This window comes from Agromyces sp. ISL-38 (assembly GCF_018613935.1).
GTDB lineage: Bacteria > Actinomycetota > Actinomycetes > Actinomycetales > Microbacteriaceae > Agromyces.
The window spans coordinates 135,186-149,662 of record NZ_JAGGPF010000011.1; the positions used below are offsets into that span (position 1 = coordinate 135,186).

A 14,477-nucleotide genomic window follows, 5' to 3' on the forward strand; every position below is an offset into this window, starting at 1 on the left:
ATCCGTATCGGAAGAATGACCCATTCGCGGCTAGACCAGCGCGTGCTCATACGCGTACGCCGTCGCCGCCGCTCGGGATGCGAGCCCGAGCTTGGTGAACACGTTGCCGAGGTGGTGTGCAACGGTCTTCTCGCTGAGGTATAGCTCTCGCGCGATCATTCGGTTCGTCTTGCCCGCGGCGACCAAGCGCACCACCTCTATCTCGCGTGGCGTCAATGGACCGAACGCCGCATTCGCGTTCGCGCGCGCAAGGGCGTCGAGCCGAGCGAGCTCCGGCGCCGCGCCGAGCTCTGCGAACGTGGCCCGCGCTGCTTCGAGCTCCATCGATGCGGCATCCTCGTTTCGGAGCACTCGCAGGGCACGAGCGATGTGGACGCGGCACCTCGCCGCCTCATATGGAGCGTCGAGCTCATGCCAGAGCACCCACGCGCCACGCAGTCTCTCGAGCGCCCGGTCGGCTGCGCCCTCCTCGAGCAGTACTGCACCGTCGCAGGTTGCAACGACGGCCTGTAGCATCGGCATCGCGGCGGTCGGAGTCATGCCGATCAGTTCGTCGGCCGCTCGGCGAGCCGCGGCGACGTCGTGCATGGCGAGTTCGATCTCGATCAGCGCAGGCAGCATCCGTCGTCGAGTTACGAGGTCGGCCTGTGCTGCGGCTTCACGAAGGAGGGTTTGCGCGATCCTGGGCCTGCCCTGCGCCAGTCGCAGGAGGGCAAGGCCCGGTTCGGGTGCGAATCCCGTCTCGCCCGCGCGGCGATACGCTTCATCCGCAGCGTCGAAGTCCCCTCGAAGGCGTTGCACCTCACCCTGCGCGTACCACACCCCATAGAACGCGTCCCGGTCCCCACGGCGAGCCCGTACCAGACCCGCACGCGCCGCCGTCAAAGCCTCCCGCCAAGCGCCATGCAGGAGGTAGAGCTCAGCGCGATACGCTTGGCATTGACCGCTGAACGCGACCATGTCGGGCTGGTCGGCGCACCAATGGTCGAGTGCGATGGTCCACTCCCGGGCCCGACGATAGTCGTAGGCGAGTCGACAGAGACCGATCACCTCGCAGTAGGCGATGCCCGAGGGCAGCGGCGAGATCTCCCCAGCCGTGACCGCGACCATCACCTCGTCGAACAGGGCGAACCCCTCCTCGACGTCGCCCTGACCGATCTTGACCTCCGCCAGCCCGAGCCGGGCCAACGCGATCGTGTCTTGATCGTCGAAGCGCTCGCCCATCGTGAGCGCTTCGGCGAACGTACGCATCGCGCCGGACGGATCGCCCCCGTAGAGCGCACCGAGGGCCTGTGGGATGAGCAGCAGCCCGCCGACCGACTCGGCGGCACCGTTCGATTGGACGACGCGCCCTGCGCGGGCGAACCAACCGCCGGCCGGGGCATGCTCGCCCCGATCCATGAGATGCATGCCGATCCACACGGCGGCCCGGGCCGCGGCCTCGGCATCGCCTGCCTCGAGGAACGCCTCATGCGCCCGCGTCGCGGTGGGGATACCGGTCGCGCTGCCGATCAGGAACGCAGCAGTCGCGAGCCGACCGAGGTCGTCCGCCTCGAGCCCGGCCTCCGCGTCGGCCTCCGCCAATGCATCGAACGCATCCCTCCAGCGCTGCTCGGCGAAGGCATCGAGTCCGCGTTCGAGAGCGGCAGAGGAAGTCATGACGCCTCCCGCGACGAGCGCGCCCGCGCCCTGCGAGCACCAGGCGGCCGTGATATCGCTCACGGTACCGCCGGCTGTCATTGACGGCAAGGTCGGCGACAGACGCTCGACGAGCCAGAGTCACACCATCGTCGACGAGCTGACGAGCCGGACCTGCGGCTCGGGTTGAGCCGCGATCGGCTCGCGCCCGCGCTCCCGCGCCCTGCGGTACCGGAGGAACCACATGAGCATGAGGGCGGAGGCCACGAGGTAGAAGCTGTGCAGGAACCAGATCGGCCCGAGCGGGAGGCTGAAGACGTACACCGAGTGCACGACGTTGCCCAGGTTCGTGATCGCGAGGTTGCCGATGCTGTACGACGACAGGTCCTTCGTGCGCGCGGCCTTCACCAGCATGGGCAGGTAGCTCATGGCGAAGAGGCCGGTTGACAGGATGCCGGCGAGCACGGCGAGATCCATGACCCCAACGCTACGAACGTCGCCGCATCGCAACATCGGGGAAATCACCCATATCCGCATGCCCATTCGGAGGACATTCATCGGCGGAGCCCCGGAGAGCTCTGTCCGGGCGGATGCCGCTTCGACCTGCACTTGCCGACCGTTATGACGGCACTGCTTCGAAATCCTGGGAATGGCCTTGCGTGATCAGGCTCGGGTCGCGGAGCAGTTCCGCGGCGATCAGCGGGACGCTCGTGCGGAGGCGAACCAGAACCGAGTCGAGGACCTGCTCGCGCTCAACCTGTGCAAGACCACCAGGTGCGCTTCGCACGCGCGGGTCGCAGGTCACGAGGGTCGCGAGATACTGCACCGCACCGTACAACTCCGCCGGTTGCACTCCGAGCGCCCGGAAATGCTCGATCATGTCGTCTCGCAACGGCACGTGCCGTTGGGCGTTCGCAATGACGGCAACGTCACGGTCTGACACCACCATGGAAATACCCGCTCTCACTTCAGAATCATGTTTCAACAGCGGATGAACCGCCTACTACTAGAGAGGCCCGCCGGCCCAACGGATGACGCGACGAAGGAACGTACGCAAATCGGTCATCCCGACTACCGCAGGACCGTTTGCAGGGTTCTGCGGGCGAGGTAGGTCGCGGCAGCCACCGCATCGACGCTGGTGCCGACCTGGTCGGCGATCTCGGGCACGGAAAGCGGCCCATATCGGGGGCTGCGGATGCGTGGGCAGTGGCGTGTGAGCATGATGGCTCTCCTTGGGGATTCGATGTAATGGTCTGCCCATCCCCCGAGAGCTGACAACGTTGTCAAGTTCTCGTTTTACGTGAGACGTCAGGGCTGTGTCAACCGGCGCTGACCAAATGTCCGAAAATTGTGGTCACGCTCTCATCGGCGGATTCTCGGGAGCTTCACACGGAGCATTCAGATCATCGTCGCCGGACATGTCCGGCGCAGCCGCCTGGTGGCGAGGATTGCTCGTCTTGGGCAGATGTATTGACCTAGACGAGCGAGTGCTCGTAGGCGTAGGCCGTCGCCGCGGTGCGCGACGAGATCCCGAGCTTCGAGAAGATGTTGCTGAGGTGCCGGTCCACGGTCTTCTCGCTGAGGTAGAGCTCACCGGCGATGGCCCGGTTGGTCTTCCCGGCCGCCACGAGCCGCAGCACTTCGACCTCGCGAGGCGTGAGCGGTCCGGACGCGGCCGACGACCCACGTCGCGACAGCGCGTCGACCGCGGCCACGTCGGGGGCAGCCCCGAGTTCGAGGAACGTCGCCCTCGCGGCATCCAATTCCATCGAAGCGGATGCCTCATCGCCGAGCGCTCGCCAGGCGCGCGCCGTGAGCACCCGACACCGTGCCGCCTCGAAGGGCGCCTCGAGCTCTTGCCAGCATGCCCATGCGGTGCGCAGCGAGCTCAGCGCTCCACGCGGATTGCCCTCCTCGAGTCGCACCGCGCCGTCGCAGAGTGCGGCGACGGCCCGCAAGAGCGGCTTCGCGTCGCGGGGCATTCCCTCACTCAACTCGTCTGCCGCCCGTCGAGCCACCTCGACATCGCCCGCGGCGAGTTCGATCTCGACGACGGCGGGGAGCAACTGGCGGCGGGTCGGCGGATCGGCCTCCTGGCTCACCTGACGGATCTGGGATCGCGCGATCCGCACGTTGCCCTGCGCGAGTCGGAGGAGCGCCAATCCCGGCTGTGGCGGGTAGCCCGACTCCGCGGCGCGCACATACGCCTTCTCCGCTGCGTCGATCTCGCCCCGCAAGCGGTGCACCTCAGCCTGCTGGTACCAGGCCCGCCATGCACCGTGCGAGTCTCCGCGCCGAACCCGCTCGACGGCCACTCGTGCCGATTCGAGCGCATCGGCCCATGCGCCGTGCAGGCGGTACAGCTCGGCACGGAACGCCTGGCACTGGCCGCTGTACATCACCATGTCGGGCCGCGCCCCGCACCAGCGGTCGAGCGCGATCGTCCATTCCTGGGCTCGGCGCACGTCGAATGCGAGGTGGCAGCTTCCGATGACCGAGCAGTACACGATGCCGGATGTCACGGGCGAGACTTCGCCTGCGGTGATGGAGACCATCACCTCATCGAGGAGCCGCAGGCCGTCGTCGGTGTGGCCGAGCATGATCCAGGCCTGACCCAGCCCGAGGTGCGCCAAGGCCATGGCATCGCGATCGTGGAGTCGATCGCCGATCGTGAACGCCTCGGCGAACGCGAGGGCAGCACCCTCCGGGTCTCCGCTGTACAGCGCTCCGAGTCCGGCGGGGATCCGCAGGAGGGCCTCCACTGACTCCGAGCCGCCGCCGCTCTCCGCTATGCGATTCGCTCGAGCGAGCCAGCCGCCGCTCTGCGCCATGTCGCCGTGGCCCATGAGGTACATGCCGATCCACGCGGCGGACCGAGCCGCCCCCTCCTGGTCGCCCACCTCGAGGAACGCCTCATGCGCCCTCGTCGCGAATTCCACGCCGAGCTCCTCGCGACCGAGCAGGAGCGCTGTGGTGGAGAGCCGCTCGAGGTCGGCTCCCTCGAGCGCACCATCGCCGTCGGCCTCGCTCAATGCGGTGAACGCGTCAGTCCACCGGTGCTCGGCGAAGGCCGAGCGACCACGATCGAGAACGACGGACGAGGCCATGGCGTGCCTTTCGGCGGTGGGCGCCCAGCGCCCCCGGGCAGCGCGCCGGGCGCCCGTCGGATATTCGTCACGGTACCCCTGAGCGATGCGCCCCGGCAAGGGCTGACGATGCGTGCAGGCCCAGTGGACTCCGGTTCGCGCTCGCCGCGCGCCGCCCCCGATCGGACGCCTGATGCGCGACAGCTCTCGGCGCCCTAGCGCGATTTCGCCCGTTTCCGCGAGACCGGGAGCACACCCCGGGCATCCATCTCTGCGCCCGACGGCCTGCGCCGCCGTTTCTCGTCGGCCTTGCGCTGCTCCTCCTCGGTGGGGGTGACGACGGATGCCACGATCGCGTGCAGCGCCACGAACTTCGCCATCTTCTGCACCTGCTTCGCTTGTGCGCGATGCCGCTTGATCGTCTTGGCGCGCCGCTTCGCGTCGGCCTCGGCGAGCGCACGCTCCGCGTACGGGGTCATCCGCATCGACGCGTCCTCGAGGCGCGCCGCGACCTTCCTGGCGGTGCGTTCGGCGCGCCGCGGCCGAGCGTCGATCTCGCTCTTCGCCTCGCGGAGCTCGGCGCGTGCCGACGTCTCGATCGCGGCGAGGCTCGCGCCGGCATCGCGCGAGAGGGTCTTCGCGAGCTTCCGCGTCTCTTTGGCGGCACGCTTCGCCTCGTCCACCGCCTCGCTTGCGGCGCGCCGGTCGGCGCGCTCGGTGTCGGTCTTCGGTCTCGTCATGGCCCCTCCGTTCCGATGCCACGCCAGTCTTCCACCGGCCCAAGCGGGTGCACAGCGCTTGACGACCGACGCCCGGTCGACTACACGCCGATCGAGGTCCGGAATTAGACGAGGTTTCCTCAATTTGGCATGGACGCCGGACGTGTATCAGCGCCATACTGGGCCTGGCAGCGGACGGGACTGCGGCATCAGCGAGAGCAGACATCGGGCCGAGGCCGACGCCATCGACCAGCCGCGTCGCTGCTGCCTGTCAAAGGAGACGGAGCGATGACAAGACGAAGCACAACGCATGGTGTCGGATGGCTCAAGGGAACCGTGGGCGCACTCGGCGCCTCCGCCCTCATGGTGATGATGCTTGCTTCTCCGGCAGCGGCCGACCCTCCGACGCTCGATGACTTCACGATCACGTTCCCCGACCTCAACCCGTGCACCGGTGAGACCCACACGGTCACCATCGAGCTGACCTTCTTCCAACATGATCACGGTGATCGCTTCATCGAGCACGGCGTATCGTCGGTCACCACCAGCTCTGGGTTCGAGGGCGGCGGTACGACCACGCTCGTGGAGACCGAGGGAGCCTTCGTGTTCAGGGCCGTCGACGTCCTGACCGACGAAGCCGGCAGCCGCATCATGGCGCGGACGATCTTCATTGTCGATCCGGAGACCGGCGCGGTGCGGGTCGAACGGGGCGACCTTACGTGCGTTCACGCCGCAGAGTGACCATGAGTCCGCCGTAGGGGAAGCTGTAAATGCCTTGGCCCTACGTGAGGCCGAAAATGGTACGCACGTCTGGCTGTATGCGTGGAGTTGCAGCGACAACCGCCCTGGTCACATGCGGCGTGCTACTCGGCGAGCGTCGTCTCCTCGGCGGGCGTGCGCGCAGACGACCGGCCCGCGGTGACCGTGGTCGGCACGCGCACGATGACCGTGAGCCCCGCGCCCGGGTCGTTCTGCAGTTCGACGGTGCCGCCCGCGACCGCCGCGATGCTGGAGACGATCGCGAGTCCGAGCCCCGACCCGCCCTCGGGCGCGCCGGTGCCGCGGGTGAATCGCTCGAACGCGCTCGGCACGAACTCGGGATTCATCCCGCCCGCGTCGTCGCCGACGAGGAGCGTCGCCTGGTCGGCGGCGAGCGACCATTCGAGTTCGACGTGCACGGGACGATCGCCGGCGGCGGCGACGGCGTTGGCCACGAGGTTCTCGCAGACGCGGCCGAAGTCTGCGACCGACAGGTGCACGACGCGTCCAGCCCCACCCGACGCCGGCAGGTCGTAGTCGATGCTCACGGATGCGTCGCCGAACCGCCGGCGGCACCGCTCGACCGCGTCGGCGAGCTCCGCCCCGAGCTCGTCCCACGTCGCGCTGCTCGGGGTGACCTGGGCGTCCAGCCGGGAGAGCTCGAGCAGGGACGTGGCGAGCCCGGAGAGTCGTGCGAGCGTGCGACGTGCCGCGGCCAGGTCATCGACGAGCCGCTCGGCCGATGGCTCCCCCGTGAGCGCGAGGTCGAGTTGCGCCTGAAGGATCGCAAGCGGCGTGCGCAGCTCGTGCGAGGCATTCGAGATCATTTGACGCTCGTGTTCGAGCGCCACACGAAGGCGTTCGATGAGCGCATTGAGATCGCGCGCGAGCGCGGCGATCTCGTCGTCGGCCCGTCCGACCGGGAGCAGCTCGTCGCCGGACCGGTCCGCGAGTCCGTGGGCACTTCGACGAAGTCGAGCGACCGGGGCCAGCGCGACGCTGGTGATGATCCACGACGCCGCGCCGAACCCGAGGTTGATCAGCACGACCACCACGACGAGCAGCGCGGCGATTTGGTCGAGCACAGATGCCTGCGACGCGGCGGCGCGGGCGGCGATGACATGCCAGGCCCCATCGACGCCGTTCACCGCCGTCGTGCGGACGAGGTAGTCCGCCCCACCCGCTCGGATCGTGTGCAGATCGCCGTCGCCCGCGATCAGTTCCTCGACCAGCGCGCTGAGCGCCGATGGCAGGCTGTCGACCACCACCACCCCGCGCGGGTCGACGACCGCCGCCAGTTGCCCGGGGCCCGGCGCGTCGACGCGGACGGGCGGGTCGCCGGCGATCTCCGTGACGTATGGCGCCTCGATCGCGTGCAGCACCGACGATTCGCCGTGCTGCACGATCCGGCGCACCTGGTCGTAGATGACGAACCCTCCGATCGCCGACAATGCCAGCGCGATCAGCACGCTCCCGGCGGTGATGCGGGTGCGGATCTTCAGGCGCCGCAGCATCATGACTCCGCCGAGAACCGGTAGCCGATCCCGCGGATCGTGGTGATCGCGGCATCCGATCCGACGGCGGCGAGCTTGCGTCGCACGTAGCTGACGTACTGGTCGACCACGTTCCGGTCGATGTGTGCGGCCGAGTCCCACACGGACTCGAGGATCTCGGGGCGGGACACGACGCGATCGCATCGTGTCGCGAGGAGGTGCAGCAGGTCGAACTCCGTGCGGCTGAGGGCGAGCTCGCCGCCGCTCGACGCGATCCGGTGGCGTGCGAGGTCGAGCCGGAGGTCGCCGACCTCGAGCTGCGGCACGCCCATCGCCTCGCGTCGGCGAAGCGCCCGGATGCGCGCCGCGAGCTCGGCGAAGACGAACGGCTTGGTGAGGTAGTCGTCGGCACCCGCATCGAGGCCGCGGACCCGGTCGTCCACCGCGTCGCGTGCCGTCAGGAGCAGGATGCCCATCCCAGGAGCGCGCTCACGCAGCCGGCGGCAGAGCTCGAACCCGCTCATTCCGGGAAGTCCGACGTCGACCACCGCGACATCGGGCGGGCTCACCATGGCCTCGAGTGCGGCAACGCCATCGCCCACCGAGGCGACCGCGTAGCCCTCGTCGCCCAGGCCGCGCACGATCAGCGCGGCCATCTCGGCCTCGTCGTCGACCACGAGGATTCGTGCGGCCACAGGCGCTCCTCTCGGGTGCGTGCGCCGATCATACGACCACGACCTCAGCGCGCACCGGGAGCCGGAGCCCGTGCTTCCTGAGAAGACTCTCACGGGCGATCCTCCTGGTTCACAGCGCCACCGGATCGCCCCGAGTCAGCATTGCGGCATGACCAGCGTTCCGATTGTGAATCGCCTGCCCGACATGCGCGTGACCGCCGCGTCGAGCACGGCGGTTCGGGGGTTGCGGCGGCATCCGCTGGTCACCCGCTCGGTCGGCATCGGGGTGGCCGCCACGGTGCTCGGATACCTCGGTGCGGGCGTGCCCTCGTATTGGGGCGACGAGGCGGCGAGCGTGATGTCGGCCGAGCGACCCTGGACGAGCCTCGCGGCGGAACTCGGCCGCATCGACGCGGTGCACGGGGCTTACTACGCATTCCTCCACGTGTGGATCAACGTCTTCGGGGCGACCGAGTGGTCGACGCGAGCGCCGAGCGCCATCGCGGTGGGGTTCCTCGCGGCCGGCACGGTGGTGCTCGCCGCGCGCTGGTTCGACCCGCGGGTCGCCGTGCTCGCCGGCGTCGTGTGCGCCGTGCTTCCGCGCACCACCTCTATGGCGACCGAGGCGCGGTCATATGCGCTCGGATCGGCGCTCGCGGTGTGGATCACCGTGGCTTTCGTCGAACTCGTGCGCCGCAGGTCGACCTCGCTCTGGTGGTGGTCGGCGTACGGCGTCGCGGTCGCAGCATCCGCGACGCTCTTCCTCTATCTCCTGCTGCTCGTGCCGGTACACGCGGTAGCGCTCGCCGCCGCTCGCGCGCCGCGGAGCACTTGGCAACGATGGGCGGTCGCCACCGGAATCGCGGCGGTGGGCTCGGCGCCGATCCTGGTCGCGGCCTACGCCGAGCGGCGCCAGCTCAGGTTCCTCGCCGACCGCGACTACGCCACGCCGGACCGGGTGCTCGTGGGGCAATGGTTCGGATCGGCACCCGTAGCGATCGCCGGGTGGCTGCTCGTCATCGCCGGGATCGTCGCGGTCGTCGTCGGGCTGCGGCGCAGCTTCCGCGAGGGCGGCGCCACGACGACCCTCGCGGGGTTGGCGCCGACCCTCGCGTGGCTCATCCTTCCGACCGCCGCGCTGCTCCTCCTCGATGCGACCGTGTCGCCGACCTACAGCCCCAGATACCTCTCCTTCTGCGTGCCGGCGGTCGCGATGCTCGTGGCGCTCGGGATCCGCGCGACCTCGTCATCGGGGGTGCGGCTTCTCCGACGCGGGCCATTCGGGTCGGGGGCGGCCGACGGGATCGTGCCGGTCGTCGTGGGTGTCGCGGCCGCGGTCCTCGTGGCGCCGGTCTACCTCGCCCAGCGCACCGAGTGGGCGAAGGACGGGGGCAGCGACCTCCGCGGCGTCGCCGAGTACCTCGGCACGCATGCCCGGCCGGGCGAGGCGATCGTCTTCGACGCCGACACCAAGCCGTCGCGTCGTCCGCGGCTGGCGATGCACCTCTATCCCAGCGATTTCGCCGGGCTGCAGGATGTGGCGCTCCGCACCCCGTATGTCCAGCGCGCCGGTATCTGGGACCGCACGGTCCCCGTCTCCGACGTCGCGCCGACCCTCGACGAATCGACGGTCTGGGCCGTGGAGCTCGTCGGCCACGGTGAGCCGGCCGATGTCGCCGCGCTCGAGGCATCCGGGTACGAGGTCGCCGACAGCCAGCTGATCCACCGATCCGTGGTCTACCGACTCGAGAAGGAGTGAGCCATGCCGGAACACGTCGTGGTCGTCATGCCGACGTACAACGAAGCCGAGTCGCTGCCGGGTGTGTTGGCGCGTCTGCGGACGGTAGCCCCCGACGTCGCGGTGCTCGTCGTGGACGATGCCTCGCCGGATGGCACCGGTGAGCTCGCCGAGCGCATCGCGGCGGCGGATCCCCTCGTGCACGTGCTGCACCGGGCGGGCAAGGAGGGACTCGGCGCGGCGTATGCCGCCGGCTTCGCCCGGGCGATCGCCGACGGCTTCGACATCGTGGTGCAGTCCGACGCCGACGGGTCGCATCGCCCCGAGGACCTCCCCCGGCTGCTTGCCTCGCTCGCCGACAACGACCTCGCCGTGGGGTCGCGCTGGGTCGACGGCGGCGGCGTCGGTGACTGGCCGCTCAGCCGGCGGCTGCTCTCCCGCGGCGGCAGCGCCTACGCGGGATTCGCGCTCGGGCTCCACCAACGCGACGTGACGGGCGGATACCGGGCGTTCCGCGCGCACGCCCTGCGGGCTGTCGACCCGGCGACCGCACGCAGTCGCGGATACGGGTTCCAGATCGAGCTGCTCCTTCGCGCGAACGCCACCGGATGCCGCATCGCCGAGGTGCCCATCACCTTCGACGATCGTGCGCACGGCCGCTCGAAGATGTCGGCGGCGATCATCGTGGAGGCGTTCGCCCGCGTGACCGGCTGGGGACTGTTTCGGCTGCTGCACGGCGGGCGCCTTCCCGTCGCGTCGGCGAAGGCAGTGGCTGCCCCGGCCGTGCCCGCCGAGCCGGCCGTGCCCGTCGTGCCCGCCGTGGAGGTCGCCCATGCCTGAACGAGTCAGGCCGCTCCTGGTGCAACTCGCGCGCTTCAGCGTCGTGGGAGGCGTCGGATTCGTGGTCGACGCCGGCCTCTTCACGGCACTGCGCGCCGCGGACCCGATCGGCGTCCACGGATGGCCGATGTATGCCAAGGCGATCTCCGTCGTCGCGGCCATCGCCGTGAACTGGGTCGGGAACCGCACCTGGACGTTCCGCGCCGAGGGCCGTCGCTCCGACACCGCGCGCGAGGCGGTCGAGTTCCTCGTCGCGAGCCTCCTCGGCAGCCTCGTCGCGCTGGCGTGCCTCGGATTCTCCCACTATGCCCTGCACCTCACCTCCGCCCTCGCCGACAACGTCTCGGCGAACATGGTCGGGCTGCTGCTCGGCTCCGCCGTGCGCTTCGTCGCGTACCGACGCTGGGTCTTCGCGGAACGAAGGCCGCTGGGCGCGGCCATCGCGGTCGCCATCGAGTGAGCCCGCCCGCGTCCGGCGGTCGACCACCCGCCGCCCACGCTCCAGATGGCGCTCTTGCCGGGTCCGACTGGCGCTCTGTCCTGCTCGGAACGTCAGAATGGCCGGCGCCAGCCCGCCCGAGCGGCCGCTATCTGCTGGCCCGCGGGGGACGCCGCTGCTCGTTCGGAAGCGAGGTCTTCTACGCGGACAGCCCGTTCTCATACGCCTGCCGTGGCTCCGTCAGCGACCCGATCCGCGACGATCCGGCCCGACTGCGAACGGAACACCGCGTTCGTCACGCCAGCCTGGTGGCATCCGTTCAGTCCTCGTCGATGAGCTCCAGCAGCTTCTTCGACTCGTCGCGGATGTCGTCGTGGTCGTACTGGCCGGCGCGGCTCTCGAGCGAGATCACCCCGCAGCGATGCACCTTGCGGAAGTCGCCGTAGGGGAAGCTGTAGCGGCCCTTCGTGTCGCGTTCCTCGTCGTCGTCGACGCCGAGGTGCCACTTGCCGTACTCGGTCCAGCCGTGCTTCTCGATGAAGGCGTTCTCGACGTCGGTGCTCGGGGCGTGCTCGCTCCAGTCGTCGCGCTCGTCGCGCACCACCTTGCCGTCGCGAACGAGCGACCTCGCGTGCCGCAGTGCGGTCTGGTTGAGCTTCACGGTCATCTCGGCTCTTTCCCTCCCGGTGGGCCTGTGCGCCTCGGGGGCAAACGGAATCCACGCACGTTGTCGGGTCTACCCGCGGCGCCGCCGAGCGTCAACGGGGTTGCCATTCGTCAGAACACATAGATCACGTTCGGAGAAGCGGCCGCGGAGGCCGCGGCATAACGTCACTGCCATGACACTCCTCCTCAGGACCTCCATCCGATCCGTCACCCTCGACGTGCCCGATCCCATCGCCGCCGGCGCCTTCTACTCCGACGCCTTCGGATTCGACCATCAGGTGCGCATTCGAGCCGCGGATGCCCCGACGACGGGCTTCCGCGGGTTCATGCTGTCGCTCATGGTGTCGCAGCCATCCACCGTCAGCGGCCTGATCGACGCCGCGGTCGACGCCGGCGCCGCGACGCTGAAGCCGGCCGCGAAGTCGATGTTCGGCTACGGCGGCGTCGTCCAGGCTCCCGACGGGACAGTCTGGAAGATCGCGACCGCGGCGAAGGAGGACAGCGGTCCAGCTACCCGGCAGATCGACCAGATCGTGCTCCTGCTGGGGGCCGAGGACGTGGCCGCGAGCACGCAGTTCTATGTCGGCCGAGGCCTCGCCGTGGCGAAGAGCGTCGGAGGCATCTCTGTCGAGTTCTTCGCCAGTCCGTGGAGTCCCGTGAAGCTCGCGCTCTCCCGTCGCCCCACCCTCGCGGAGGACGCCGGCGTCGCGCTCGACGGCACGGGATCGCATCGGCTCTCGATCGGCAGCACTGCGGGGGCGTTCACCGATCCCGACGGATTCGCGTGGGAGGCGACATCCGTCTGAATCAGTCCGCGCGCACCTGCCGCGCCCGCATCGCCATGAACCGCACGGCGACGCGCGAGGCACCCGAGGCGTCCGGAGCATCCGGAGCCGGTCGGGGTGTCAGACCGACTTGTCCTCCACAGGGCAGGAAAGGGTGCAGTTATTCACAGGCTGATCAGGCATTTCTGGCTGCTTCGAATGTCGGTGGGTGCCGCAAGAATGGATGCATGACCACCACCCGCGACGCGCTCGAGCAGCTCCGCTCGGCGCTCGCCGGTGTGCTCGCGTTCGACGCCGCAGGCGGGTGCTCCGACGACGAGCTGCTCGCCACGATGGGTGCACTCGAGGCGGTGGGCCGGGTGGTCGACGCGCATCGCGCGGCCTACGCGGGCGAGGTCGCCGAGCGGTCCCGGGTCGAGCTCGGCGATCAGCGGTTGTCGACCCGGCATGGATGCCGCTCCGCCGCCGAGCTCGTCGAACGCGTCACGCAGGTGTCGGGCGTCGAAGCGCGGCGGCGGGTCGCGCTCGGCTCGGCCACCCGGGCGGGAGTCGGGTTCACCGGCGAGCCGCTCGAGCCGCCGTACCCGCTCGTCGCGGCGGCGCTGGCCGGGGGTGAGCTGGGGGCGGATGCCGCGGGCACGATCATCCGCGAGCTCGACCGCACCCGGCCCGTGGCCGATCCGGCGTCGTTCGCGGCGGCCGAGCAGGCGCTCGTGACCGAGGCGACCGGGCGTGGTGACGGCGCCCCGGTGCGGTGCACCGCGGATGAGTTGCGGGTGCAGGCGCAGGCGTGGTCGATCTTCCTCGACCAAGACGGCCCCGAACCCGACGATGAGCGGGCGATGCGGCGCCGCGGGTTCCGGTTGGGGCGGGCACGCGACGGACTCATCCCGGTCGCAGGCGACCTCATGCCCGAGGTCGCGGCGAAGCTCACGCGGCTCTTCGACGCACATCTGTCGCCGCGCTCCGGCGGGGGGTTCATGACCGACCAGGAACGCGCCGACATCGCCCGGAACGGTGAGACCCGCACCGCCGACCAGCAACGCCACGACGTGCTCGCCGCCGTCATCGACACCGCCGCCCGCTCCGGGGAGCACCCCTCGATCGGCGGTGCCGCACCCACGGTGCTGGTCAGCGTCAGGGCTTCCGACCTCGAAACCGGGCGCGGCGTCGCGCACGCCGACGGCGTCGAGGTGCCGATCTCGCTCCGAGCGGCCCGGCACATGATGTGCACCGGCGGCACCCAGAAGGTCGTCTTCGACGACGACGGCCGCATCATCACCCTCGGCTCGCCCGAGCGGTGCTTCACCCCGCACCAGCGCCGGGCGATCACACTCCGCGACGGCGGATGCCTCATCCCCGGATGCTCCGTCCCGGCCGCATGGTGCGAAATCCATCACGTCATCCCCGACGCCCACGGCGGCCCCACCCACCCCGACAATGGGGTGCTCCTGTGCTGGTTCCATCACCGCACCATCGACACGTCGGGCTGGGGCATCCGGATGCACCATGGCGTGCCGCACATCCGCCCGCCAGCGTGGCTCGATCCCGGCGGCGGGTGGCGCCCCATCACCAAATCACCCACCCGACTCGCCGACCAACGCGAGCGAAGAGAACCCGACCGTGCGGCGTGAGCGAGG

General features: G+C 69.8%; 15 protein-coding genes. 6 read left to right on the forward strand and 9 right to left on the reverse strand.

The window, feature by feature from the left end; genetic code table 11:
* Window positions 1–30: 30 nt before the first annotated feature.
* The 6 genes from J7E25_RS13875 to J7E25_RS13900 all read right to left on the reverse strand — a co-directional run bounded on the left by J7E25_RS13875 (window position 31) and on the right by J7E25_RS13900 (window position 5,464).
* Window positions 31–1,722, reverse strand: coding sequence for a LuxR C-terminal-related transcriptional regulator (locus J7E25_RS13875; protein ID WP_308164573.1), 1,692 nt, complete (start codon window positions 1,720–1,722; stop codon window positions 31–33).
* Window positions 1,723–1,779: 57 nt separating this feature from the next.
* Window positions 1,780–2,115, reverse strand: coding sequence for a hypothetical protein (locus J7E25_RS13880; protein ID WP_214870743.1), 336 nt, complete (start codon window positions 2,113–2,115; stop codon window positions 1,780–1,782).
* 142 nt (window positions 2,116–2,257) lie between these two features.
* The gene (locus J7E25_RS13885; protein WP_214870744.1) at window positions 2,258–2,623 is read right to left on the reverse strand and encodes a hypothetical protein; all 366 of its coding nucleotides are present in this window, start codon (window positions 2,621–2,623) and stop codon (window positions 2,258–2,260) included.
* A gap of 86 nt (window positions 2,624–2,709) precedes the next feature.
* Entirely contained in the window at window positions 2,710–2,859 is a 150-nt protein-coding gene (locus J7E25_RS13890) for a hypothetical protein (protein ID WP_214870745.1), read from the reverse strand.
* A 254-nt stretch (window positions 2,860–3,113) separates the two neighbouring features.
* Window positions 3,114–4,745, reverse strand: a complete 1,632-nt coding sequence (locus J7E25_RS13895) for a helix-turn-helix transcriptional regulator (RefSeq protein WP_214870746.1) — start codon at window positions 4,743–4,745, stop codon at window positions 3,114–3,116.
* A 194-nt stretch (window positions 4,746–4,939) separates the two neighbouring features.
* Window positions 4,940–5,464: a hypothetical protein gene (locus J7E25_RS13900; RefSeq protein WP_214870747.1), complete on the reverse strand. Its 525-nt coding sequence runs from the start codon at window positions 5,462–5,464 to the stop codon at window positions 4,940–4,942.
* 267 nt (window positions 5,465–5,731) lie between these two features.
* Between J7E25_RS13900 and J7E25_RS13905 the strand changes: the two genes are divergently transcribed.
* Window positions 5,732–6,184: a hypothetical protein gene (locus J7E25_RS13905; RefSeq protein ID WP_214870748.1), complete on the forward strand. Its 453-nt coding sequence runs from the start codon at window positions 5,732–5,734 to the stop codon at window positions 6,182–6,184.
* 122 nt (window positions 6,185–6,306) lie between these two features.
* Here the strand turns inward: J7E25_RS13905 and J7E25_RS13910 are convergent, their stop codons facing one another.
* A complete protein-coding gene (locus J7E25_RS13910) occupies window positions 6,307–7,719 on the reverse strand; it encodes a HAMP domain-containing sensor histidine kinase (protein WP_214870749.1) in 1,413 nt (470 codons plus the stop codon).
* Window positions 7,716–8,390, reverse strand: coding sequence for a response regulator transcription factor (locus J7E25_RS13915; RefSeq protein ID WP_308164575.1), 675 nt, complete (start codon window positions 8,388–8,390; stop codon window positions 7,716–7,718). Before J7E25_RS13915 ends, J7E25_RS13910 begins: the two co-directional genes overlap by 4 nt.
* Window positions 8,391–8,538: 148 nt before the next feature.
* Here J7E25_RS13915 and J7E25_RS13920 point away from each other — a divergent pair, with 148 nt between their 5' ends.
* Genes J7E25_RS13920 through J7E25_RS13930 form a run of 3 tightly spaced genes read left to right on the forward strand, consistent with a single transcriptional unit; the run spans window position 8,539 to window position 11,407 of the window.
* Entirely contained in the window at window positions 8,539–10,128 is a 1,590-nt protein-coding gene (locus J7E25_RS13920; RefSeq protein ID WP_214870750.1) for a glycosyltransferase family 39 protein, read from the forward strand.
* Between the two features lie 3 nt (window positions 10,129–10,131).
* The gene (locus J7E25_RS13925) at window positions 10,132–10,947 is read left to right on the forward strand and encodes a polyprenol monophosphomannose synthase (protein ID WP_214870751.1); all 816 of its coding nucleotides are present in this window, start codon (window positions 10,132–10,134) and stop codon (window positions 10,945–10,947) included.
* A complete protein-coding gene (locus tag J7E25_RS13930) occupies window positions 10,940–11,407 on the forward strand; it encodes a GtrA family protein (protein WP_214870752.1) in 468 nt (155 codons plus the stop codon). The genes J7E25_RS13925 and J7E25_RS13930 overlap by 8 nt, the downstream gene beginning before the upstream one ends.
* Window positions 11,408–11,705: 298 nt before the next feature.
* Here J7E25_RS13930 and J7E25_RS13935 read toward each other — a convergent pair whose 3' ends face one another.
* Window positions 11,706–12,053, reverse strand: a complete 348-nt coding sequence (locus J7E25_RS13935) for a hypothetical protein (protein WP_214870753.1) — start codon at window positions 12,051–12,053, stop codon at window positions 11,706–11,708.
* 172 nt (window positions 12,054–12,225) lie between these two features.
* Here J7E25_RS13935 and J7E25_RS13940 point away from each other — a divergent pair, with 172 nt between their 5' ends.
* Together J7E25_RS13940 and J7E25_RS13945 are read left to right on the forward strand one after the other, a co-directional pair.
* Window positions 12,226–12,858, forward strand: coding sequence for a glyoxalase (locus tag J7E25_RS13940; protein ID WP_214870754.1), 633 nt, complete (start codon window positions 12,226–12,228; stop codon window positions 12,856–12,858).
* 206 nt (window positions 12,859–13,064) lie between these two features.
* A complete protein-coding gene (locus tag J7E25_RS13945; protein ID WP_214870755.1) occupies window positions 13,065–14,471 on the forward strand; it encodes an HNH endonuclease signature motif containing protein in 1,407 nt (468 codons plus the stop codon).
* Window positions 14,472–14,477 lie beyond the last annotated feature (6 nt).